Source organism: Paenibacillus dokdonensis (assembly GCF_004916975.1).
GTDB classification, from domain to species: Bacteria; Bacillota; Bacilli; order Paenibacillales; family Paenibacillaceae; genus Paenibacillus_AQ; species Paenibacillus_AQ dokdonensis.
Genome location: NZ_STGQ01000001.1, coordinates 2,031,605 through 2,055,494, shown reverse-complemented (window position 1 = coordinate 2,055,494; position 23,890 = coordinate 2,031,605). Strand labels below are relative to the sequence as shown.

Genomic DNA, 23,890 nt, shown 5'->3' with positions numbered 1-23,890 from the left:
TCGTGTAGAAACTACATGTTACAGTGAGTCTATAGCCTGCTGATTGATCAATTTTGGTGGGGATAATAACCCTGTTGGCAGTAGTGCATACCTCTCGGTGAAGCTGTCTCCCTCCGTCGTCCAATTTCCAGGGCCATAGCTTGATGTAAGCAGCGGAAGCTGATGCAATGGACCAAACGTGTTTCTTCTTGTTAGGATCAGATCAAATTCCAGCTGTGACGATGAACCATTCTTCCTATTGATCTCAGTTTCATAAGGCTGCCATGCAATGATGCGATCATCTGCACCATGACGAACTTTTATACAGCCTGCTTCAAATGCAGGGAATGAAATGATTGTCCTGCCATTATGATTATTTTCAATTCTCCGGCTAAACTGCTCATACTCCTCCTCATCGTCCATGATTGGAATATAGGTGATCATCCCCCCGTAAAAAGGGAAGCCCTGCTCCGTAATAGAGCCTAGCTTGAGGGTATCCGGCTGTCTGATCATCGTGCAAGTATTACCTTCGATATTGACGCCGAACTCTCCTAACAAATAAATGGCTTCCAAATGAATGCCTTGATGGAACATCACCTGGAGCTCAAGTACATTTTCTCCTTCGTGAAAGTTTCCCGCCGGAAGCGGGATTTTGATGAAGCAGCGGTCAACCCACCATTCGCCAGTGTCCTTGGCTTCGATTGGTTCTCCGTTCAAGCTGATTTGGAAGCACTCCGGGCTTTCAAGGGCAAGATATATGGGTGAGTCAGGAATTTCATGAACATGGAAATGATAATTCAGCACAAGCGGATACTTCAAATTTGTTTTGGCCTGACCGGACTTTTCTACAAACCAAGGCTGAATCATTTCACCATGTCGAAAGGGGAGCTGTAATGTGGTTCTAATTTGCCGATCCGCTTTCAGAATTTCCATGGGTCCAACTGTCTTCTCTTCTTTATCCAACCGATAAGTAACCCTATCCAGCACGAAGACATTCGGTTCGTTTAACCGATATTTAAATCGCTCTGCGATATCTAACGAGTCAACATTTACGTATCGGATTATTGTTGGCAGAGACTGATCATACGTATCGTCGATGACATATACATGCTCTCCAACCGGTGCGAAATCCGTAATCCATTCATTGGCGCCGTCATGCAGGTTGGTAGTAATATGTCCTCTTTTACCGGTTTGGCAATTCCACTCCTCGATAAAACCTGGCTGTGAGACGCTTATAACGACGTTCCTATGCCACTCCTCGCGGTTCATATTCATCAGTACAATGTACGTTTGCTCTTTATCCTTGCGTACCTGTGCGAATATATCAGGAATGGATGCTCCTGTCGCCGCGTCCCGAATAGTAACCCAAGTCCGGACCGCCTCTCTGCAAGTGGTAAGCAATTCATCGCAATCAAAGGGAATATGCTTCACGCTTTTAGCAAAATGGATCACTTCGTCAGAAGCAAGTGCATCCATATGACCCGGTGCATCGCCTGCAAAAATTACAGTTCCACCCGCATCCCTAAATTGCTTGAGTATTTGCAGTGTGGATCTGCGCATGGTCATCATTCCCGTCACAAGCACGGCCCGATAAGCCGCTTGGCCGACATACAGCACAGCACTGCCGTCTTTGTCCTTACCGATGCTATATAGACGTCCCAGCATTTCCTCGTCGCCATAGTCAAAATCGATTTGCCCACCCGCCAGATAATGAAAATTGTCTTGATATCTTTGTTCAAGCTCCTGAACCTTGCGAGATACGGCCGATAATCCTCTGGACCATCCCGGGTAGATCTGTCCCCATAAGCTTTCGACCGGATTGATAACCAACAGATCACATACCGGTAACCCACTCGACATAATCACACCCAGTCTTGAAAAATAGGTTTCCACATAACTATATTCATGCCACCAGGCCGATTGATGGGATATGCTCGCGGGATAATCGCGTTTGGATTCCCCCTCCATCGTGTACCAGGATAAATGATGGCATCGTAAGTTAATGCCGAACAGCGCCTGCCAATCGCCGACGGCCTTATGTCCTTCGAACGGCATTTGCCAGCCTGTGCACCCATATAGCTCAGATAACATCCATGTCTTGCCCAACTGCCTGGCTGCCGAAGACAATTGTTTGACGATCCAATAATTCACGTTACCTTCTGTTAGTACATCGACACCGGGATAACCCATATGCTCATAAAAACGCATCAGTGACCCAACCATTGCTGTTTGGGCGGTTAAGCTGTCTTCATGCAAAGTATGGCCCGTCAAAATCAAACCGTTGCTCTCACACCATTGCTTCATTGGTTTAGCAAAGCTGTCTTGAAACATTTCCTGAATCAGATCCACGTAATGCCATTTCACTTGAGAAAACTCTTTTCCTTCAGGCATTAAAAATAATTCAGGAAGACGTGAAATGAGATCGTAACCATATACGGACTGAAATTGTTCAAAAAGCGAATACGTCCATGGTGCGTGCCAATGCCCGTTTTCATTTTGAATTCCGAACCCGTCCATTAACGCTCCCCGATGCGGTTCATCGGTGAAAATACCTTTAATAGATTTGCCGAAATGTTTTCCGCTCTTCGCCTTATATTGTTCATGCGTTACTTCAAGAAACCGATCGACCGCTTCACGATTCAAGGTATCCAAATATGTATAACCGTTATAAAATGTTTCCTTCTCCTGCTCTACCACAGAGAAAGCAAGCATGGTCCGACCCGTATGCTGACCGCTGCCCTGATCCCTTTCCAACTGCGTACAGTTCGTGAAAATCATGCCCTCGACATCACACTGAAAAGCCGCAAACATATGATCTTTCCATACAAACTGCTCAACTGGAATGACTTCAAGTCTTATGAATTTCAAGCGATACTTTGGCTCTTGCGTGACCATGCCGCCTGCCGAGCCGCTTGGCCATCTGTCCTCATCATAAAGCCAGGCTTCAAGGCCAAGCCGCTCAGCCTCCTCCGCGCAAAGGTTGATGAGCTCGAACCATTCATCACCCAGGTACTCGGTAGCGAGCCCTGTTCTTGAATGCATAAAGAAACCTCCGAAGCCCATTTCCTTGAAATGTTGTATTTGGCGCAGCAGCTCCTCTGGGTCAAGCCTGCCATTCCATGACCAGAACGGTTTCCCTCGAAAGGCCGGAGTCGGTTCAACAAATAATTCGTACAGCTTATTTGTCACGGATTTATCGCTCCTCTCCTACGTATCATTCATATAATGATTACATTCACCAAGTAACAGACTATTCGATTTTATATTAATGTATACTATATTATCATTGGATGTAAATAATATTATTTATTTTATTCTAAGTATACATTAATTAAATCCTATATACGTCAAATCATCGATTACTGCTCTTCCAAGTGGATCTATAGTGTTCTAAAATATTCATAGTAACTCTTTATTCTTACAAGCGTGTACAGAAAGGACAAAATAAAAATGACAATTTCGGGGATTGAAGACACCCATCTGCTGGACATATTCCCTTGCTTCAGCGCTCTGCAGCCGGGAGAATGGGCAGACGCCCAGCCTTTCGTACGGCGTTTCCCCGCCAAAACCAGAATATTTCACCGCGAAGATGCGGCAATATACGGCATGTTTCTGCTTAGCGGGACAGCCCGGATTACGGTTATCAATGAAAAGGGAAATGAATCGGTATTAAATATGCTCTCCGCAGGAGAGGTCTGTTCACTGATGGTACTCAGCGGGTTAAGTGGACGCGATTATCCGGGCTCTCTGATCGCCGAATGTGATGTGGATGTGCTATTTGTGCTCAAAAGCAGCTTTTTGCGTTGGGTACAGGAATATGAACCCATTCGCAGAACTATTTTTGGAGGTCTCCTCGAAGGCATGCTCCGAATGGTCGATATGCTGCAGGAGAAACAATTCATGCCTCTTGAAATGAGACTAGTCAAAGCCCTGCTTCGCGTAACCACAGAGGATCAGCCGCTTCTTCACACGACACATCAGGAATTGGCTGAAGAGATTGGTTCTGCGCGTGAGGTCGTTTCCCGAACACTGCTCCGGTTTAAGCAAAACGGATGGGTTCAGACAGGACGGGGATGGGTGAAAATAGTCCAGAGAACCAAGCTGGAAGCACTTGGTGACTAAGTCACGGAGGGATCGCTTTTCACCTGCTAAATTAGGGTTGTAGGTGTTAACGCCAGACCCGAAATTTAGGAGGGAAAACCATATGAATCATCAGCTTCTGCACGGGGACACAGCTCCCTTATTCCAAATGACAGATCAGAACAACGAGTGCATTACACTAGAAAAATATCGCGGACGCAAAATATTGCTTGCCTTTTTCCGTAACTCAGCCTGTGCGCTGTGCAATCTGCGAGTGCATCAATTTATCCAGCGGTATCCGGAATGGCAGCATCAGGGAATGGAAGTCATCGCATTATTCGAATCCCCCGAAGCTAATCTCCACAGGTATGTGGGCCAACAAAATGCTCCCTTTTCCCTCATTGCCGATCCTGCAGCTGAAATCTACAAGCTATATGGTGTCGAGACATCGGAAGCCAAAACGAAGGCAACATTATCGCAGCCGGGTATCCATCAGAAAATTAGTGATCAAGTCGAGGCTGCCGGGTTCAAGCTTACGCCGGAGGAAGGCTCCAATTTCAACCGGATCCCGGCTGAATTTCTGATAGATGAAGAAGGTATCGTGACTGTCGCCTATTACGGAAGCTTAATCACGGATCATCTGCCTTTTGAAACAATTGAACGCTTCGCCGCCGGGAAATAAGGTGTATGCGCTCCATTCCCTTAAGAAGTGGTACCACGTAGTAAAAGCCTGTCTTCTCATTATGAGATGACAGGCTTTTCAATTTGATCTGAGTGTGAAAGAAATGGGATGTGAGCACTCCGCAGCTTCAATAAAAAAGCACCCGAAGGTGCTTTTTCCGTTATTTTTCGGTTTCCTGGGCTTTTTCGATGGACAAATTATAGGTTTGACTGGCAAGTTCAATACGTTCACCCATAAGCTCATCATACAAGGTTAACCGGTAGACTCCTCCAGTTAAAGTCTTATACTGATTGCTGTTGAAGGTAGCCATGAACGTATTGTAATTCCCTACCGTCAGATCGGTGCCTATGTTCAGGTTTTTTTCCTGTGACTGACCGGTTGCATCTGTCATTTTGAGCACCAGCTTATGATTGAAATTCCCCATGTCATAACTATTTTCCCGCTGCAGGTTGTAATTCACAGTGATATTCAAGCTGTCACTGCCTTCCATTGTCCAGCCTTTCGAATTTAGAACGGACAGTTGATAAGGATACAAGGAAACCAGTGTCAAACTCGTTTGGGGGCGGCTCACAGCTGGATTGAGCTGTAATGCTGAAATATCAATATATCCTGTCGGAGCCTCTCCTGGTTCGGTAAATTTAGTGCCGGTAATTCCCGGTCCAATGTATAGCGAGAGGTCTGAGGTTACTGCTGATTTGGGAAGTTTTGCTGAGAAGGTAATAAATTGCTTAACGTCCGGTGTTGCCGGATTGTCCGGTTGATTGGACTCAGCTTCATACAGCTGTCCATCGGCTGTTCTGTAATATGCCTGAAGACGGGCCATCTTGCTTTGGCGCTTCTCTTCACTGCCAAGAAGCATTTCCGTATAGACAATATTTGAATTCATTCCCTCATAGACTATCGTTTTATTTTCCTTAACTTTGGCATTTCTACCTAGACCTGAAACTACATAGCTGCCGCCTTGCTTAATAGATTCGATCGCGTTCATTGTATTCGGCGTACTTAATGTAAGAAATGGCATTTTCTCATCTTTTTCAGATGAATATAGATTTACCTTTAAGGTGTGAAATTCTTGGGTGTAAGGAATATGGGCGATTACGTTGATGCTTGTACTCTGTCCGGGTCCTAATACAGCAATGCCCTTGTCCATCATTATTTCGGTCGAAGCAGATAGTTCATCATTATCTATCTTTAACATCCCCTTTAAGTCGGGCAGAGAGAGATTGGTCGATTGCATGTTGGTAATATTCAGTTTGGCTGCTAAGATATCCTCATCTTTCCAGGGGAGGCGCTGCAGCGATTGAAGACTGTAGGAGAAAGTTCCGTATGAATTCGTCGCACTGTATACTTGTCCCTTCTGTGCATCCGTATGCAGGACATATGGGATGGTGAAATACGCAATGGGAAGCTTCAGCTCGGCACCCGGTTCCTTTGTTCCTGTCGCTTCCACAGTACCCGCTGCTGCTGTATCTCCTGCAAGCTCCTTGGAGACAGATTCAATCAATTCGAGTTGAAGAGTGTTCTGTTCAATTTCCAGCGGAATCTGCACATGGAGTGGAATAATTTTCTCCTCCATAGGCTTTATCACTAAGCCGCTTAATCCTTTGGAGTCCAGCGGAAACCTTTTTCCATTCTTAGCATTCACGGCAAGATCGTATGCAGACAGTGTTACCGCCTTATTACCGGTATTCTTCATACGCAGTTGGAATGACCACTCCCCCTTGCCATCCTCACTGGCTACACTGGCATTTTTAAGCTCCGTTTCGATGATATTGTTATGGATCATGATTTTTTTAACAGCATTCTTGCCAACGACTAAATTAGCCATAGCAGCCGCAGGAAGCTTGTACGAAGATCCAGCGTATTCCTGCTGCAATGCATCATCCTTTTGCGTGAATTGGAGCTTCATATTATCGGTTTTTAGATAAGAAGGGATCTCTGTCACATAATATATGGTCTTTTTTTCGTTAGGCTGAATTTTATAATCCGTCTGCGATCCGCTTATGGACAGTTTGAATATGCTTCCTCCGGCCGATACCAGATATGCCTTGTATCCCGGATCCTCAAATACCTTACTGCCCCGATTGGTCAGGTTGAATCCGACCTTCGCATAAACTTTTCCGTTATATTTATAGATCTCCAGCGATTGGCTGCCTGCTGTAACCGGGTTATTATTCATGGTGGTATTTATGCTTTTTCCAATGAGCGTCACGTTTGAATAATTAGCGGGTAGTGTAAAGGTACCTGCATGTTTCAAATAATCTTTGGCATTGATGTCCCAGACATACACGGGGAACTTCATACCTTTAAGAGAATTTAATTGTTTCATATTGACATAATATGTTACCCGTATGCTTTCCTTGGATAACACATTTTTTTTCGATACATCATTAGTGATGGGATGACCCATAATAATTGATCCCCCCGGAGATACCACCTTCGAAAAGAAATTCATCAGACTTACGCTGCTGCTGCCTGTATTCGTGTAGTTCAAGGTGTACGTCACGATATTGCCTGTTGCCTGCGGCCAAATATGGACTTCTTCAAGGGTAGCTTTAATCTTGGAATTTAATGAAATCGTACCGAGACTGCTGTTTGAAACTCCTGTTGTATTTGTACCAGATTGGACAGAAGCAGCCTGGATCGGATAAGGCGATATTTGGCTAAAGACAAAAATATTTAACAGTACAGCAATATATATGGTTCCATGCTTTCTCATTCGTTCTCCTCCGGTTTTATTCTTGAATTGTGTAGTCTCCATCTCAGAGCTATTTGTGGACGCGTGTCCCATCCATAATAAGACCGCTGTTCTCCACAATAATTTCCTGCTGATCAAATAGACCTTCGCTCACAGCTGTAGATACATCATTCGCATCAGAGATCTTTATCGGTGTACGTACGGCATAATATGCGTTCCCTAATGGGCTTGCTGATTCACTGATGGTATAAACATAAACACCTTGATTGTCCTTGTGAACGGCTTTATTCGGAACCAGCATCTGATCTTCACCTTTTGATTTCATGAGCTGGACCTCCACTCGCTCTCCCCCATGAAGATCATGGTCCTCGAGAGCGATCACTAGATGATACATCGCGCTAACAGGTGCGTTAGCATCAGAAGTATTGGAGCTGTTATTCGTAGAATTCAATGCTTCGTCCAGCTTTTCGATCTTCCCCGTTAAAGATGGATGATCTTCCCGATCAAGCTTCATGTTATCCAGAACTTCGCCTACGCTGAGCATCGAAGCCATCTCGGAAGGTATAAGAAGCTCGAGCTTATATCCCTTTTCAGCGTTGGAAATCTTAATATCCGGAACTCCGCTGGAGCTGAACCCCTCAATCGCACTAATCTCCGTGACAATCCCGTTGAATGGGGCCACAATTTGCTGATTGGCAGCAAGAGTATTTTTAAGATTTTGAATATGCTGCTGCTGTGTCGTCATATCAACCTTTGCTGTTTCCAAAGCCGCTGAGGCGCTTATTTTGGCGGCATCATCTTCTCCTTGCATAGCTAGCATCACACTATATTTAAGCTGCTCCAATGATAAATTACTTTTCTTGAGAGCGGATTGTTCATCGGCAAGCTGCTGCTTGATTTCAATTCCCTCATATTTTATTAGAGACTGACCTTTGTTCACGGCCTCTCCGTTCTTAACGAGCACCTTCGATACTTTCCAGCCTGCGGGATTCGTAAGTTCTCTCTCCTCCTGCGGATTTACCGTCGAGCTGCCCTCATAAGAATGAACAAGCGATCCCTTTGTTATTTGTGAGGTAATTACCTTAGGCAGCGTGAGGGCCTGAAAGGTGTTGCCTGCAAACGTCAGCATGAGCAGAAGCCCGATAAACAAGCCTGCAATTAGACCAACCTTACGTTTTCTTGACTTTGATATCTCCTCTTGCAATGATAATCACTCCTAAGCTAACCTTTAATCCCCGATAACTGAATACCTTCAATAAAATAAGACTCTGCATAAAGAAATAGAAGAACCATTGGAGCCATATACAGTGCAGAAGCCGCGAATCCGATTCCCAGCGCATCTTTGTTAATCTGTGCAAGATAAAGAGACAAGGGCTGTTTATAGGAATCTTGCAGAAAAATGAGAGGCTGCTCAATCATGTTCCAATAGTCGACAAAAAGTAAAACCATCAAAGCTGCCAGACCGGGTTTGACAAGCGGCAGAATGATGCGTCAGAAGATCACCCATTGTCCCCCTCCATCCATCATGGCAGCTTCGGAATACGCTCCAGGAATATGCGCCATAAATTGTCGCATCATAAAGACGCCAAATGCCCCAAAGATGCCGGGCAGTATTATTGCTGTGGCATGATTCATGAGCCCAAGCTTGTCTATTACCAGATAGTTCGGAACTAGCGTCACTTGAAACGGCATAAGCATTGTCATCAAATAAAGCATGAACAGCTTGTCTCTCCCGATAAAGTGAAGCTTGGCAAAAGCATATGCTGCCAGCGAGGCAACAACGGTTTGTCCGGCAACGATCGGAACGACCATCGCTACTGAATTCCAGAACATCTGCAGGAACTTTGTAGATAAAATCAACACTTCAGCATATTGTCCAAAAGAAATCCAATCGGGGATCAACTTCAGATTGATAAATGTGTTTTCGCCACCTTTAGCCACATCAATCATTTGTCCGATCAGGCCATAATTTTGTCCTATCTCTTGCTCCGTCATTAGGGAGTTCGTGATGGTTAGCAGAATCGGCACTAGCATCATGATGGCTGCTGCACCCAACAGCAGCGTCAACATTAGCCTTGGAATCCACTGCTTTGTTTTCATGGTGTCCCTCCCTGTTCACTCAAAATTATCCCGAAATCGACGCTCGATGCTTAATAGACCCATTACAAGAATGATGATGCAGACAACCATAAGCGTGGCAGCAGAAGTCAACTTCTGAATATCGAGCGTGAAGAACATGTTATTCATGTAGTGCTGCATCATATAGATGCGGTCATAAGGATAATCCCCTGCAAGCAAATACGTCTCCCGAAACACTTTAAAAGAATTGATTATCGAGATTAGAACGACGAAAAACATCGTAGGAGTCAAGTACACCAGCGTGATGTGAATCAATTGACGAGGTCTGCTTGCTCCCTCGATTTGTGCCGTTTCATAGTAATCTTTTGGAATGGATTGAAGACCTGCTAGAAATAAAATCATGTTGTAGCCAATATTTTTCCAAATATACATGAGTACAATGATGCTCATCGACCCATTCGATTGCATCCAATCGACCCGTCCATAATGGAAATGATGCAGCCATGCATTCAAGGTCCCATTCCAATCGAAAAGAATTTGCCAGAACATAACGATGGATGCAACAGGCACGACGAGCGGCAAGATAAAAGAGCTGCGGAGCCAATTACGCAAGTACATGGACTTGTTCAAAAGCAATGCCAGAAGCAGTGATAACAAAATAAGCAGCGGAACACCTATGCTGGTAAACAGCAGCGTATTGGCTGAAGCCTTACGGAATGAGCTGCTGTTGAGGACCTCCTTGTAGTTATCGAATCCAACGAATGTTCCACCTAACGAACCGTCTGTGAACGATTCATAGATGCCCATCAAGAATGGAATGATATAAAACAACGCAAAACCAACCAGACTCGGCGTCAGGAACCATATCGCTTTAAACCCGTCTCTGCGCAGCAGTCCTCCGAAACGGCTGCTATTCATTCAGATATGTGTTCACTTTATTTTGGACAATCCTGGCGACATCGTCCGCAGATTTTTGTCCGGTAAAGAAAGCTTTTGACTCATTGATGATGGTCTCCCGCACCTTGTCTGACTTGAAATTGGCATGATGAATCGCTCCGTTGACAAAGCTCTCCAATTGATCCAATTTGGCTTGGTCGACTTTAAAAGTCAGTCCATGTAATGGGCCTTCCTGATACGCTTGGATCGTTCCTTCTTTTTTCAACTGTTGGACCTGTTTGGCAAATACTTTCTTATTGATTGGAAATCCTGCGGTTGTGGGAGGGGTTTGAATCTCCTCCGACATCATGAACTTCAGGAAATCCCATGCCTCAGATTTCACCTTGGAATTTGAGGTCAGGCTAATATCCCGGTATGTCCTGAAATAACCGCCATCTGTCGTATCCTGAGCATGAGGCTTGATGAACAGCTTCATATGCTCGCCATTTTCTCTGAGAGTAACAAGATAGTCCCATGGAGAAGTAATTTGGATATCGCTAAAATAAGCATTGCCGCGGCCATCCGATCTGACAATGTTATCGTCGTACATCGACTTCACTTGATTCATCAGATCTGTAAAAGAAGCCGATTCAAAATTGGCTTTATGGCTGGCTGCATCCACAAATAAGGAATAATTATCGATTACAATATCAGCCAATAAGTATTCAGGGTCGCCGTATGCTAATGCGTAGGGAAGCGCCTTTGAAGCAACCAATTGCTTTGAGGTTTTCATGAAATCAATCCAGGACCATGATTTGTCATCAACGGAAACGCCAGTTTTCGCGATCACGTTCTCGTCTCCGGCAAAGCCTTTCAGGAAGAAAGAGAGCGGCATACTATAAAGTGCATTGCCGGTTCGGACATTATCCAGAATATTGCCGAAGTAATCTTCCTTCTTAAATGCCGAATCCTGATCCATCATCGGGCTCAAATCGGTCAGCAGCTTATGCTTGGCGTAGTTGTCAGTAGGCAGTAAATCCATTTGAAGTAAATCGGGACCTTTGCCAGCCAGCATTGCCGTATTCATGGTAGTTACGTACTTATTGATTGCTGCCTCCAGATGGGAGTCGTCGGTTTTGACCTCCTCAAGTTTAATTTCAATATTAGGATGCAGCTTCTCATATTTCTTCTTTGCCTCTTGAAACCTCGCATCCGGGAAAAATGTCGAGAAGACAATCGTCTTTTTGCCGCCTGCAGACGAGCTGTTATCATTTTTTTCTGATACCTTATCGTCCGTGTTTATGCCCTTGACAGCATCATTGCCGACCGTTCCCGCGCTAGTACTGCCGCCCCCACAAGCTGTCAGAGAGAGAGCCAGAAAGCAGCTCGCCAGAATTCCTATTCCGAATCTTTTCATATCACACTTCCTCCTAGTTTCACCCATAGAAAAATAGATCGATTATTGAATCCTTGTGCATAGACAATCTACTCTTCCCAATATAAAGAGGCGATGTCGCCAAAACTTCACCTACTTGTAAACAAATTGTCTCCAAATAAAAAAACGAAAGACTGAACAAGTTTTTCGTTCGGCCTTTCGTTAATGTTCGGACCTTTTGGTCATTGTGGACTTAAATCAGAAATCTTTGAGACAACTCTAGTAAAACCGGAGCAGCTGACAAGATGGCCGAAATTTCTTCATAAAGAAAAACAGAGCCTGTTAAGCTCTGTTTAGGATCAAAACCTTGTTTATCGTTTTTCTTTGCGGAACTGTTCAGGTGTCATGCCGACGCTTTTCGAAAACACACGAAAAAATTGACTCGTGCTGGAGAACCCCATAAGGAAGCTGATCTCGGTTACCGTCATCACGGAACGTTCCAGCTGCTTCATAGCCTCTTCAACACGAAGCTGCAGCACATATTGATAAGGGGTTAGCCCCGTCAATGATTTGAAGGAACGGATAAAATGAAAGCGGCTTTGCATCGCCATGGTTGCCAGTGTACCGACGTTCATTTGCTCGGTGAAATGAGCATGAATGTAATCGAGAACGCGGGAATAATGCGGATCGGAAACCGCGTTAACCGGCAAGAGCTGTAATCTGTTAGAAGCTCCCCATATCCATTCCTGTAATTCCAAAATAATCCGGTATTCCATCTCCTCAACAGCCATGGGGTCTATCTGACCCATTCCGAGCATTTCCACAGTCCATTTTTGAAAATGATCATTCACCTTCGCTAAATCAAAGGGCTGCCTCAATCCAAGCTCTCGCGATTTCGTTGCTGTTTCGGGAAACAAGCTTTGGTCCTTAATTCGTATGATCATGACACTATCCCCGGAACCGATATGAAAAGAATGTCTGTCCTGCGGATGCAAAATAAGTCCGTCACCAGGGGGCAGTGACAATGGTTTATTTTCAAGGGTAAAATGACAGGTACCCTGGATAGGGATTGTCATTTGATATTGATCTTCATGGGCATGTGTTACGTTTTCAAAAGAATTTGAAATCTTATGTATTTCCAGCTGTGGCAGTATCATCTCTATTCTCATTTTGATCTCTCCCTGCCCAATTATAGCATAAATTGCTTGGGCCAAAAGCAATAATCACAACGACACATCCTAAGGTTATCCGCTAATATGGTTAAAAAAAAGAGGATGTGGAGAGATGTCACAACAAGGCATAATTGCAGATACAACAAAAAATGCCACACTTGCCGTACTGCTGGGCGTAAGCGCAGCTCATCTGCTGAATGACGCCATGCAGTCGGTAGTGCCCGCTGTTTTCCCGTTTTTCCAGCAAAAGATGCAGCTCAGTTATACAGAGATCGGATGGGTAGCTTTCACCTTAAATATCACGGCGTCCATTCTCCAGCCAGCCATCGGATACTATACTGACCGCCGCCCACTGCCTCTGCTGCTGCCGCTTGGCATGTTTTTCACCTTGCTTGGCATGGTGGGACTGGCATTATCGCCCTCGTTCTGGTCCCTGCTTATCTCGGCAGCCCTGATCGGGATCGGTTCATCGGTCCTTCACCCGGAATCCTCACGGGTGGCTCATTTGGCAATGAGCCAGCGTAAGGGACTTGCCCAGTCCGTATTCCAGGTTGGCGGTAATACCGGGCAGGCGTTCGCCCCGCTCATGGCGGCGTTTATTATTATCCCGCAAGGACAGCTTGGCTTTCTGTGGTTTATCCTGCTCGCAGGTCTAGGTATAGCACTCCAATGGGGGATAAGCCGCTGGTATAGCCGTCATACCCGGCCAACAGGAGCAGCTCACAGCTCCAATATCATCAAGAGACCGAATCAATTCAGCAACCGGTTTATCGTCTATGTTCTCGGGATTTTGATTCTCATGTTATTCTCAAAATTTGTATACCTCGCAAGTATGACCGGCTATTATTCCTTTTACTACATGGATAAATATCATTTGCCATTAAAAAATGCGCAAATATGTATCTTTGCCCTTCAGTTTGCCGGTATGGCTGGAACATTTTTGGGAGGGCCACTGGCTGACCGGTTTGGACGCCAGAAAATGATCTGGTTCTCGATTTTGGGTACTTCTCCGTTCTCTCTCCTGCTTCCCTATGCGGGTCCGGCAGGTTCAATTATTTTATGCGCAGTGATCGGAGCCATATTAATGTCAGGTTTCTCCGTCATTATTGTCTATGCGCAAGAATTGCTTCCGGGACATGTTGGAACGGTTGCGGGGTTATTCTTTGGATTATCCTTTGGCATGGGTGGTCTGGGGTCTGTCGTCATGGGCCGGCTAATGGATACACATGGAGTCAACCTGATGACTCAGGTCTGTGCTTTCCTGCCGCTTCTTGGTTTATTTGCGCTGCTGCTTCCCAGGGATTCCGTTATTATGGGGACATCAGAAAACAGGATTATAACTCCTGAATAAGATCCTCATAGAAGATGATTTTATTAGCAAAGGGATCAATAACACATATTTCTTTACTTTGCCATGGAGTGTTCTCCAATCCCGGTCTGGAGTAGTTATACTGCTTACCAATCAGTACTTTGTGTAATTCTTCAATTCCATGAACTTCGATTCTGATCGCAGAGCCTGGACTGCAATCCCCATGATGCTCGCTAAGATGCAGTTTAATGTTACTCATTGAGATTTGGATATATAGAGGAAAATCCTGCTCGAATCGGTGTTCCCAATCCAATTTAAAGCCAAGGTAGTCCATATAAAACTCTTTAGCTTTTCTCTCATCAAATATCCGTAATATCGGGATGATTCCTTGAAGATTCACATGAATCCGCCTCCTGCTTTCATTTCGTAATTGCATTGTTCTTTCAGCTGTACACGTTGTATTTTATCATGAATGGAGTCCGAAAGAACAAAACGAAATGAAGAATAAACAAAGGCCAGGATGGAAATCTTAATCCGGTGGCTTCACTAATTTGTCTTACCGAGGAGGTTGGTCATGGTCAAGTATATCGTCTTAGCAGTATGTATTTTGGCAACTGGCTGTTCGGCTAATCATATGTCAGAAAAGCAAGTTAGCCAAAAGCAAGCAACGCAAAAACAAATGATTCCAAATCAAAACCGAATTACAAATCAAACTCGACTTACAACCCATGCTCATAGGGTTTCTCCAAATGCAGTCATTACGCAAGCATCATCAACCGCAACTTCGAGGATTACAACAAAAGGTAACGGGATTCCATCGGAGCTTCTCGATTTGATTCAAGCACCGACTGGTAACAAATCAGCAAACCAAACACCAACAGGCAATCCTGTGAATCAGGTACCGACCGGAACGGTGGGGAAAACACCGACAGGGACAGGTTCCACAGGACAGGCGCAGCAAGGAAATACACAAGGTAATACGCAAGGTAATACACAAGGTACGGAAAGCAATAAGGATTCATCCCAGTTCGCGCAGCAGGTGCTGGATTTGGTGAATAAAGAAAGATCTAAAGCTGGCCTAAGTTCTCTGAGTATGGATGGCGAATTGTCTAAGATGGCAATGGCTAAGGCACAGGACATGTATGACAACAATTATTTTGATCATAATTCACCAACACATGGATCTCCTTTCGACATGATGAAGGAGTATGGCATCACCTACAAGACGGCTGGAGAAAACATTGCAAAAGGACAAACCACGCCTACGCAGGTTATGAATGATTGGATGAATAGTCCCGGTCACAAAGCCAATATACTTAACAACGGTTACAGCCATATCGGAATTGCTTTTTATAACAATGAATGGGTTCAAGAGTTTACGGGATAACTTATATTTCAATGTATAAAAGACGGCACTGCACGGGTTTACCCTATGTAGTGTCGTCTTTTTCAATCAAAGTGACTCAGGTGAATAAGCTGAGTTCCTCTCATTCCGAAGCTGATTTATCCGCTTAAATGCGCTGCTATTTTCACTAATCTCCTGATTCCCTCCCTTATCAGCTCTTCATTTACAAAGGAATAGCATAAACGTATGCTGGAATTCATGTCGCCTGATGGATCAAACACCCTTCCAGGAACAAAAGAGATTTGCTCCTGAATGCACATTTCCCACAAGGTATCCACAGATATGGACTGAGGCAGTTCAACCCACAAATTAAGACCACCATTCGGAGTTGTCCACTTCCAACCGGTATCTAACAGTTCCTGCTCCATGATATCCCTGCGGATCTGCAACGCTGTCCTAAGCTTGTGGAGATGCTGCTGCATCCTTTCGGACCCAAAATAATGCAGGAACAACTTCTGATTGACTAGAGGAGAGCCATTATCAACGAGCGACTTTAAGGTAATGAGCGGTTCTATGACGAGGTTGCGTCCGACAATCGTACAGATTCTCAAGCCAGGTGCTACATATTTGCTGAAGCTGCTCAGGTAGACAACCCAACCATCCGTATCATAGGTGAACAGGGATTGGGTAGGCATTTCATCAAAGTACATATCATGAAAAGCATCATCTTCAATTAACAGGCATTGATACCGCTCCGCCAGCTCTACAAGCTGCTTGCGCTGAGAAGCAGGAACCGTGTAGCCCGTAGGGTTATGGAAAGTTGGATTCATATAGAAAAAGCGCGGATGGTGATCCTTCATGATCCGTTCTACTTGATTCAGGTCATATCCTTCTGGAGTGATATCTACAGAAAGAAACCTCGCTCCCTGCGCACGGAAAATATCGAGTGCTGCGCTATAAGTTGGACGTTCAACCAATATTGTATCTAATGGTCTGATGAATAATCGAGCCAGCAGGTCAATGGCCTGTTGAGCACCGGAGGTAATGAGCAGTTCATCTGCTGATAACTGCACTTTTAGACGCTGCGTCATATAACCGATAAGTACTTCGCGCAGTTCGACATCCCCTTGTACAGTGGAATATGTACCCATGATTTTGGGATATATATCAAACACTTTTTTCACATAATCAGACAGAAAGAGATTTGGCAATAAATTCGGATCGATTAAGGCTTGAGAGAACTGATAGATAGCCGGAATCCGCTGTATCTCGGATATGTCGTTTTTATAACGATTCTCCGTACGAGGATGAGAAATTAATAATTCTCTCTCGCTTTCTGTGGTTGGAGAATTTACGTAGTAACCGGATTTTTCTTTCACATAAGCTTTTCCATTCACTTTTAGCAACTGATATGCGCGAAACACGGTCAACCGGTGAATCTTTAATTCCGATGCAAGCATGCGAATAGAAGGCAGTTTATCATGTGTCTGCCACTCTCCTCGTTGAATTCGGGAGAGTATATGTTCATACACCTGTAGGTATAGCAGTTGCTTGTCCGCTGCCGAATTCTTCATAAGCTGCCTCCTTCTTTGTAATCCATATTGTACACTATATACTTCCCATCTGTTCTACTAGGTACAATCTGTTCTGTTCTACATCTCGTAAGATGTAAACACTACAGAAGGGGGAGAAATTCATGATTTTATTCAATTATTTACTGATGTGCCTCATCTTCGGGACCACTTTTCTGGCCATAAAAGTGGGGATTAACGCCTCGTCCCCTCCATTTTTCTCATCAGGCTTACGATTTCTTGTGGCTGGCCTAGTTATATTGTTATGGATGGTGTGGAGGAAAAAGGCTAGCTTTGCTCTCCTGCTGCGAAAAGAAATGCTGCTGACAGGATTAGGTTTGACATTCGGTACATTTTCGATGCTCTACTGGGCAGAGCAGCATATTTCATCTGGCATTGCTGCCGTATTGTCTGCCACTGGACCACTTATGATCATGTTGATTCAGATGAGCGTACTTGGTGAAAAGACGACAGTTCGTTCAGCGTTGGGCTGCATGATTGGATTTGCTGGTGTTATCCTGCTGATGCTTTCGGATCTTTCAATCTCTGCCACTGCCGATCATTGGTGGTTAATGGGAGGCATCGCTATTTTAATTGGAGAAATCTGCTATGCTTCGGGAGCTTTGTACTCGCAGCGGGTCATTCAGCGATTACCGAATGTGTCGCCTATTGCATTGAATGCAGCACAAATGATTTATGGCGGACTAATGCTGCTGTTATTATCCTTATTCACGGAACAAGTGCACATACAACAGATACTGGATCCAAATGCAATAGGATCATTACTATACTTGATCATTGTAGGTTCTATGGCTGGGCATAGTATCTTTTATTGGCTTGTCGCCAAAACCAATCCAGTCTTTCCATCAACTTGGCTGTATGTATCCCCGATTATTGCAATGGCAACCGGGAGCATAATCTATCACGAAACGGTAACATGGATTTCGATTATTGGAATGATCACCATTATTGGCGGTACGATAGTTACGAACCTGGACAAGATCACCCAGCTGATGCATGTACACAAAAAAGCCTGATTCTCAGGCTTTTTTGTGTAATTTCTAATTTTTCCCGGGATTCTATATACAACAACAATTACTGATTTGTCAGGAGTCGTGAAAGTGGATGGCTACGCACATAACAATGGTCGAGCAAGTTAAAGGGCAGCTCGCAGCAAACGAAGATGTTGATTATCAGAATTTCCTCATTCATGGTCATTCATTTGTGCTTATTTATATCGCCTCTATCATTAATGTCCCTGTAATGCAGGAACGGATTGCCTATGTTCTTGTTCAAGAAGCGGCTGCAGAACAAAATAAGGAGAACTTTGTAAGCAGGCTGGATAATGGCAGTCTGTTTCCGCTGCATTCCGTGCTGGCTCAGTCTCCTGAGGATGCAATCAATCAATTGGTCCAGGGTAAAGTGCTGCTATGCCTGAATGAAGCGAATAAAATTTACATGTTCGATCTTGTGAAATACGAAAAAAGATCCGTTTCAGAATCCCAAAATGAGCTCGTTGTCATCGGTCCCCAGGAAGCTTTTATCGAGGATATCGACACAAATCTTTCTTTATTAAGACATAAAATTAAACATCCTGATCTCAAGACCGTCCGTTATGAGGTTGGTACATACACAAAGACCATCATTTATCTCGTGTATATCGAAGGATTGTGTAAGCAGGACATTGTAAAGGATTTGGATGAGGAAATACGCAAGATCGATATCGATGCGGTTCTTGGTATCAGTTATACCGCTGAACAAATGAAGAAAGGGAATCGAACGCCATTCCCCCAGTTTCAATATACAGAGCGCCCAGACTCAGTCGCAGCTTCTTTGCTGGAAGGAAGAATCGGAATCATGCAGGATGGGACGCCGTCTGCTCTTCTCGTGCCCGTCACTTTACTCTCTCTTATGCAATCCTCTGAGGATTATTATCAGAGCTACATGTCCGCCAGTTGGATTCGAATCGTAAGAATATTTTTCTCATTAATATCCATGCTGCTTCCCTCACTTTATGTGGCCATCACGACTTTCCAGACAGATATGATTCCGACTGCTTTACTTCTGACCATCACTGCAGCACGTGAGAATATTCCATTTTCAGCATTGACGGAAGCATTTATTATGGAACTGACCTTTGAGGGGCTCCGCGAAGCGGGTACCCGTATTCCCAAGCCTGTTGGTCAAACCATATCCATTATAGGAGCGATTGTTATCGGACAAGCTGCTGTACAGGCCGGCATCGTTTCCTCTCCTATGGTCATCGTTGTCTCTATCACAGGGATTGCATCCTATATCATCCCTCACTTTGAACTTGGGCTTGCTCTGCGCCTGCTTCGGTTTCCGCTTCTTATTATCGGTGGAACCACAGGCCTCATCGGAGTATTCATTGCAGCATTTATTGTATTTGGACATCTCGTCAATCTCAAAACGTTTGGCACACCCTATATGCAGCCCTTTGCACCATTAGTGCTTAAGGAATGGAAAGATATATTTGTTCGTGTCCCTTCCCCTGACATGAAGAACAGACCAAGCGCTTACGCTACTCGAAATACAAGGAGACAAAAGCAGAAATGAAGTCTTTGAAATGGCTTATCATATTTATCCTCTTACTGCTCCAAAGCGGATGCTGGTCCAAGGTCGAAGTGAATGAACAAATCTTCGTACTCGCTATTTATGTAGATAAAGGTGACAAGCCCGGCACGGTAGAGGTGACGATCAGCAGTCCCTTACCTAACCGCATGATGGCCGGTCAGCAGGCTGGGAGCGGTGCCGCAAACGGAAAACCCTATGCCATGATTACACGATCTGACCTTACGATACCGGACACCATGCGAACAATACAAAAAGACCTTACAAGGCGTTTGAATTTTGGACATACCCGTGAAATCATGGTAGGCCAAGATTTTGCGAATGATGGAATCGGGGATTTACTTGACTGGATCGAAAAAGAGCCCAATTTCCATATCAGCTCTTTCCTGACTACAGCCGAGGGAAAGGCCAAGGATATAGCTGAATTAACTCCACTCTATGAACAAATGCCGGCAGAGGTTCTTCGTAAAATGAGCTTACAGCATAACTTTTTCAGTACCAAGGTGAAGGAATGTCTGATAGCTCGCTACTCACAGGTCGGTTTTGCCACGAATCTTATGTCGATTGGTTTTACTCGTATACCTAGTGAAGGTAAATCTGAGAAATGGGCAGGAATTAAGGGGGCTGCTCTGTACCAGGGCGATAAGCTGACAGGAACTCTTCCATCCCAGGAGGCCAGAGCCATTGCTTGGAATGCAGGCCGGCTGGGAAGACAAGCATATACGGTTACTTGGGATGGCGGCGAAAGCCGCGCAAGTGTATTATTTGATAATTTCAAATTCACAAAAAGCGTGAGAATGACGAAACAAGGTCCGAGATTTATGATACAGCTCAAAACCTCCGGAGACATGATATATAAACAAGATTCAAAGCAGCGAAAGGATACGGAAGTAAGCCATATCGTAACAAATCTACTCAATTCGAAGATTGAAAGTGAGCTGAATTCCGCACTGCGCATGACCAAGAAATCGGGATCCGATGTACTAAAGTTGGGACTACTTCTGGAATGGAAATATCCCCGGTATTGGAAAAGCGTCCATGAGAACTGGCCTGAATATTATAGAACTTCAAATCAAGTTCAAATCAAAGCAAACGTGGATGTTATCAATATCACTAACCAGCCTTAGAAAATCAGTGCTGTTACTTCTGCCAGAAAGGATGTGCCATCATGATCGCCATTAGCTTTGCACTATTTGCTGTTTTCGAATGGAGACAGATCAAAAACAAATCTTCAAATCATAATAAAGCATTCTGGTGGCTTTTTTCGCTTCTCCTTGCATGGAATACGGCAGCTAATGTCATTCCCTGGTGGCCTTCTCCAAACCGATTGATCATTTATCTGTTTGGTTGGATATGATCCATATGATACAGGAGCACGATAACTATTTCTAAAGGATGGTGTATTCATGCGCACGACATCTTTTCAAATTTTTCGGTTTGCTTGTATCTATATGCTTACGATGCCGCTGGCTTTTATGATTCCACCACTCATTGTTACATCTGGATATCTGGGATGGATCGCAGTGCTCATCGGGGGAACCATTAATTTCGGATTAATCCTCTGCACTTACCAACTGGGTAAAATGGCTTCGGGGCAAGCTTGGACCGCTTTTGGAGAGAAAATCACAGGCAAATGGGGTCATCGGGTAGTTCTTCTCATTTTGGTATTTTGGAGTGTCTATTACGTATCAGTGGATATGGAACAGTTCACTATGTTTTATCGGAGCGCTTATATGAGAGAAACTCCAGCTTGGTTCCTTTTACTTTTGGTCGGTATCGTTATTTTGATCACGGCCCGTTGGGGATTTGCTACACTCGTGTATATTGCAGATGGTACATTTATCGTTATTCTTCTAGGGATCATATTCATCTTAGTGATATTCACTGGAGATGCGAATTATCAGATGCTGCCGGCATTAGTAACCAATCATGACTTCCATAACGTCTTTTCCGATGTCATAAGCGTGATATCCTGGAATGGTGAATGGTTCATATTCCTGTTCATTATGCCGCAACTAAAATTTGATAAAAATACCCTGCGAAATCTAATATTAGCGAATTCGCTTGTTATATTTGCCGTCCTGTTAACATGGCTGCTTGTACTGCTTAATTTCGGTAATCATTACGCCAGTCAACTCAAATACCCAGTCCTTCAGTTGATACGAAGTACGTCCTTCACCGGGCTCATCGGCAATGCGGATCCCTTGTTCATTGGATTGTGGGCTACATCCATGATTGTTCATGATGCTTTTCTGATCTACGTAGGAGTAACATGCCTTGGCCATCTTCTGAAATTTAAGGAGAACAAGCCTTTTATAACCCTTCTGGCAGGAACAGCAACCGTAGCGGCATTTCAATACTCAAAAAATACCACTTTGTTTCAGAAGGATCTGACTGAACTTGGTTTCATTTCATTCTGGGTGATGATCAATGGTATTCCCCTGTATTATGTACTGATAGCCTTCTTGCGTGGGCGATTGGGCAGAAAGAAATTAAGAGGATGACAGATGAAGGCGGAAGTCAGACCATCCAATTCATGTCCATACATACCATCCATGTTCAAGGAATCGATTAACATTTGTCATGGTTCATATAAAAACGGCAGCAATATCATTAAAAATTAGTGATATGATGAAAATCACTGTTATATTATTTTTGCAACCAAGGGAAGTGAAAGATCATGTGGAAGCCCGACCGCCAAAACAAAAAACCACTCTATGAACAAATAGCAGACCATATCGAACAAAGAATCTCCTACGGTGAATTTCCGCCAGGCAGTTTACTTCCATCTGAAAGAAAGCTGGCTGAACAACTCGGAGTAAACCGAAGCACTGTCATTTTAGCGTTCGCAGAGCTTCGATCGATGGGCATTATTGAAAGTCGATCAGGCAGCGGAACACGTGTAAGCAATACCAAATGGGAAGCTACGCCCAAGCATACACCAAATTGGAAGCGCTATGCCGAAGGCGGGAGCTTTTTGCCAAACTTGCCGTTTTTGCGTAGGATTCGTGAAGCGCTGAATCAGAATTCATCGCTTATTGATTTTGCCAGTGGGGAATTGTCGGGGGATTTAGCACCAATGGATGAAATCACGAAGCTGATGAGCGAGCATCCATATCCTTCTTATCTGGGTTATGTTAACCCTCAAGGTTATGTTCCTCTCAGACAAGCACTTGTAGCATATCTGGATCAATATCGCGGGATCCAAACAACGGAATCATCTATATTGATTACATCCGGATCTCAGCAATCGCTATATCTGATTACTCAATGTTTACTATCTCCGGGGGACGCTGTTGCGATTGAGGATCCTTCATATAGTTATTCACTCCCCATGTTTCAATCCGCAGGGCTTCGTCTCTTCCGTCTCCCTGTCGAACGTGATGGGGTCTGTCCTGAGGAGATCCGTTCCTTATACAAAAAACATCGAATTAAAATGATATTTACAAACCCTAATTTTCAAAATCCAACGGGCACGCTCCTCAGTGAACAAAGGAGGAACCAATTGCTTGAAATCGCAAGCGAGTTGGGTCTCCCTATCGTAGAAGATGATCCCTATAGCTTAACAGATTATGAAGGAATCCCTCGACCCCCGCTCAAATCAATGGATCCGATCGGTTCCATTATTTATATCGGCTCCTTCTCGAAGATAGCAGCTTCCGGCTTGCGAATTGGATGGATGGTCGCTCCGCATTCGATTGTAGAGAGGCTGGCAGATGCCCGGCAGCAGATGGATTTCGGCCTAAGCGTAATTCCGCAGCAAGTGGCAGCACAGTTTTTAATATCGTCATACTTCGACCCGCATTTGGAACGACTGCGAATGCAGCTTCTTTTCAAACGGGATTTGCTTGTGGAGGCACTAAATCAAGAGCTACCGGATTCGATTCAGTTCAATATTCCGCAAGGCGGACATCACATGTGGTGCAAGCTGATTCCCGAAGTCAATGACTCTAAACTGTTGGATGAAGCCATTAAACAAGGAGTCGTTTTCGTACCGGGCAGTGTATATGGCTCGGATTCGGGCTTCGTCAGGTTTACTTTTGCACGAGCGAAAGCAGAAGAAATAGGCCTTGGAATTGCAAGATTCGCGAAAGCGCTGCGAGAACTTATCCGTTAACCTCAGAGACAACGA

General features: G+C 44.4%; 17 protein-coding genes and 1 pseudogene. 9 read left to right on the top strand and 9 right to left on the bottom strand.

Annotated features, from left to right (window positions below; genetic code table 11):
- Positions 1 to 18: 18 nt before the first annotated feature.
- Entirely contained in the window at positions 19 to 3,168 is a 3,150-nt protein-coding gene (locus E6W40_RS09555; RefSeq protein ID WP_136605271.1) for a glycosyl hydrolase, read from the bottom strand.
- 261 nt (positions 3,169 to 3,429) lie between these two features.
- On the opposite strand from E6W40_RS09555, the gene E6W40_RS09550 reads away from it, so the two are divergent.
- Positions 3,430 to 4,101 carry a Crp/Fnr family transcriptional regulator gene (locus E6W40_RS09550; protein ID WP_136605270.1) on the top strand — a complete coding sequence of 224 codons (672 nt, stop codon included), beginning with the start codon at positions 3,430 to 3,432 and terminating at the stop codon, positions 4,099 to 4,101.
- Between the two features lie 82 nt (positions 4,102 to 4,183).
- Positions 4,184 to 4,741, top strand: coding sequence for a peroxiredoxin family protein (locus tag E6W40_RS09545; protein WP_136605269.1), 558 nt, complete (start codon positions 4,184 to 4,186; stop codon positions 4,739 to 4,741).
- A gap of 160 nt (positions 4,742 to 4,901) precedes the next feature.
- Here E6W40_RS09545 and E6W40_RS09540 read toward each other — a convergent pair whose 3' ends face one another.
- The 6 genes and pseudogenes from E6W40_RS09540 to E6W40_RS09515 form a co-directional block, all read right to left on the bottom strand.
- Entirely contained in the window at positions 4,902 to 7,460 is a 2,559-nt protein-coding gene (locus E6W40_RS09540; protein WP_136605268.1) for a hypothetical protein, read from the bottom strand.
- Positions 7,461 to 7,509: 49 nt separating this feature from the next.
- A complete protein-coding gene (locus E6W40_RS09535; RefSeq protein ID WP_136605267.1) occupies positions 7,510 to 8,643 on the bottom strand; it encodes an efflux RND transporter periplasmic adaptor subunit in 1,134 nt (377 codons plus the stop codon).
- Positions 8,644 to 8,660: 17 nt separating this feature from the next.
- A pseudogene (locus E6W40_RS09530) lies at positions 8,661 to 9,539 on the bottom strand (carbohydrate ABC transporter permease).
- 15 nt (positions 9,540 to 9,554) lie between these two features.
- Positions 9,555 to 10,436, bottom strand: a complete 882-nt coding sequence (locus E6W40_RS09525; protein WP_136605266.1) for a carbohydrate ABC transporter permease — start codon at positions 10,434 to 10,436, stop codon at positions 9,555 to 9,557.
- Positions 10,429 to 11,811, bottom strand: a complete 1,383-nt coding sequence (locus tag E6W40_RS09520) for an ABC transporter substrate-binding protein (protein ID WP_168928872.1) — start codon at positions 11,809 to 11,811, stop codon at positions 10,429 to 10,431. The genes E6W40_RS09525 and E6W40_RS09520 overlap by 8 nt, the downstream gene beginning before the upstream one ends.
- Positions 11,812 to 12,140: 329 nt before the next feature.
- Positions 12,141 to 12,938, bottom strand: a complete 798-nt coding sequence (locus E6W40_RS09515) for an AraC family transcriptional regulator (protein WP_136605264.1) — start codon at positions 12,936 to 12,938, stop codon at positions 12,141 to 12,143.
- 115 nt (positions 12,939 to 13,053) lie between these two features.
- Between E6W40_RS09515 and E6W40_RS09510 the strand changes: the two genes are divergently transcribed.
- Positions 13,054 to 14,292 (top strand): MFS transporter, encoded by a 1,239-nt coding sequence (locus E6W40_RS09510; RefSeq protein WP_136605263.1) that lies wholly within the window; start codon positions 13,054 to 13,056, stop codon positions 14,290 to 14,292.
- Here E6W40_RS09510 and E6W40_RS09505 read toward each other — a convergent pair.
- Entirely contained in the window at positions 14,276 to 14,650 is a 375-nt protein-coding gene (locus E6W40_RS09505; RefSeq protein ID WP_136605262.1) for a glyoxalase superfamily protein, read from the bottom strand. The two genes, E6W40_RS09510 and E6W40_RS09505, sit on opposite strands and share 17 nt — an antisense overlap.
- Before the next feature lie 174 nt (positions 14,651 to 14,824).
- Between E6W40_RS09505 and E6W40_RS09500 the strand changes: the two genes are divergently transcribed.
- Entirely contained in the window at positions 14,825 to 15,637 is an 813-nt protein-coding gene (locus E6W40_RS09500; RefSeq protein WP_136605261.1) for a CAP domain-containing protein, read from the top strand.
- 116 nt (positions 15,638 to 15,753) lie between these two features.
- Here the strand turns inward: E6W40_RS09500 and E6W40_RS09495 are convergent, their stop codons facing one another.
- Complete coding sequence (locus E6W40_RS09495) at positions 15,754 to 17,169, bottom strand: aminotransferase-like domain-containing protein (protein ID WP_136605260.1); 1,416 nt, start codon at positions 17,167 to 17,169, stop codon at positions 15,754 to 15,756.
- Positions 17,170 to 17,291: 122 nt separating this feature from the next.
- Here E6W40_RS09495 and E6W40_RS09490 point away from each other — a divergent pair, with 122 nt between their 5' ends.
- The 5 genes from E6W40_RS09490 to pdxR all read left to right on the top strand — a co-directional run bounded on the left by E6W40_RS09490 (position 17,292) and on the right by pdxR (position 23,875).
- Positions 17,292 to 18,203: a DMT family transporter gene (locus E6W40_RS09490; RefSeq protein WP_136605259.1), complete on the top strand. Its 912-nt coding sequence runs from the start codon at positions 17,292 to 17,294 to the stop codon at positions 18,201 to 18,203.
- A gap of 88 nt (positions 18,204 to 18,291) precedes the next feature.
- Complete coding sequence (locus E6W40_RS09485) at positions 18,292 to 19,743, top strand: spore germination protein (protein ID WP_136605258.1); 1,452 nt, start codon at positions 18,292 to 18,294, stop codon at positions 19,741 to 19,743.
- Positions 19,740 to 20,885 (top strand): Ger(x)C family spore germination protein, encoded by a 1,146-nt coding sequence (locus E6W40_RS09480; protein WP_136605257.1) that lies wholly within the window; start codon positions 19,740 to 19,742, stop codon positions 20,883 to 20,885. The genes E6W40_RS09485 and E6W40_RS09480 overlap by 4 nt, the downstream gene beginning before the upstream one ends.
- Positions 20,886 to 21,164: 279 nt before the next feature.
- Positions 21,165 to 22,262, top strand: coding sequence for a GerAB/ArcD/ProY family transporter (locus E6W40_RS09475; protein ID WP_136605256.1), 1,098 nt, complete (start codon positions 21,165 to 21,167; stop codon positions 22,260 to 22,262).
- 176 nt (positions 22,263 to 22,438) lie between these two features.
- Positions 22,439 to 23,875 carry a MocR-like pyridoxine biosynthesis transcription factor PdxR gene (gene pdxR, locus E6W40_RS09470; RefSeq protein ID WP_136605255.1) on the top strand — a complete coding sequence of 479 codons (1,437 nt, stop codon included), beginning with the start codon at positions 22,439 to 22,441 and terminating at the stop codon, positions 23,873 to 23,875.
- The last annotated feature ends 15 nt before the right edge of the window (positions 23,876 to 23,890 follow it).

What these genes read in the sequence shown, in the direction of transcription:
- E6W40_RS09550 (WP_136605270.1), top strand. Translation starts at nt 3,430, where the DNA reads ATGACAATTTCGGGGATTGAAGACACCCATCTGCTGGACATATTCCCT.
- E6W40_RS09545 (WP_136605269.1), top strand. Translation starts at nt 4,184, where the DNA reads ATGAATCATCAGCTTCTGCACGGGGACACAGCTCCCTTATTCCAAATG.
- E6W40_RS09540 (WP_136605268.1), bottom strand. Translation starts at nt 7,460, where the DNA reads ATGAGAAAGCATGGAACCATATATATTGCTGTACTGTTAAATATTTTT.
- E6W40_RS09525 (WP_136605266.1), bottom strand. Translation starts at nt 10,436, where the DNA reads ATGAATAGCAGCCGTTTCGGAGGACTGCTGCGCAGAGACGGGTTTAAA.
- E6W40_RS09520 (WP_168928872.1), bottom strand. Translation starts at nt 11,811, where the DNA reads ATGAAAAGATTCGGAATAGGAATTCTGGCGAGCTGCTTTCTGGCTCTC.
- E6W40_RS09515 (WP_136605264.1), bottom strand. Translation starts at nt 12,938, where the DNA reads ATGAGAATAGAGATGATACTGCCACAGCTGGAAATACATAAGATTTCA.
- E6W40_RS09510 (WP_136605263.1), top strand. Translation starts at nt 13,054, where the DNA reads ATGTCACAACAAGGCATAATTGCAGATACAACAAAAAATGCCACACTT.
- E6W40_RS09500 (WP_136605261.1), top strand. Translation starts at nt 14,825, where the DNA reads ATGGTCAAGTATATCGTCTTAGCAGTATGTATTTTGGCAACTGGCTGT.
- E6W40_RS09495 (WP_136605260.1), bottom strand. Translation starts at nt 17,169, where the DNA reads ATGAAGAATTCGGCAGCGGACAAGCAACTGCTATACCTACAGGTGTAT.
- E6W40_RS09490 (WP_136605259.1), top strand. Translation starts at nt 17,292, where the DNA reads ATGATTTTATTCAATTATTTACTGATGTGCCTCATCTTCGGGACCACT.
- E6W40_RS09485 (WP_136605258.1), top strand. Translation starts at nt 18,292, where the DNA reads ATGGCTACGCACATAACAATGGTCGAGCAAGTTAAAGGGCAGCTCGCA.
- E6W40_RS09480 (WP_136605257.1), top strand. Translation starts at nt 19,740, where the DNA reads ATGAAGTCTTTGAAATGGCTTATCATATTTATCCTCTTACTGCTCCAA.
- E6W40_RS09475 (WP_136605256.1), top strand. Translation starts at nt 21,165, where the DNA reads ATGCGCACGACATCTTTTCAAATTTTTCGGTTTGCTTGTATCTATATG.
- pdxR (WP_136605255.1), top strand. Translation starts at nt 22,439, where the DNA reads ATGTGGAAGCCCGACCGCCAAAACAAAAAACCACTCTATGAACAAATA.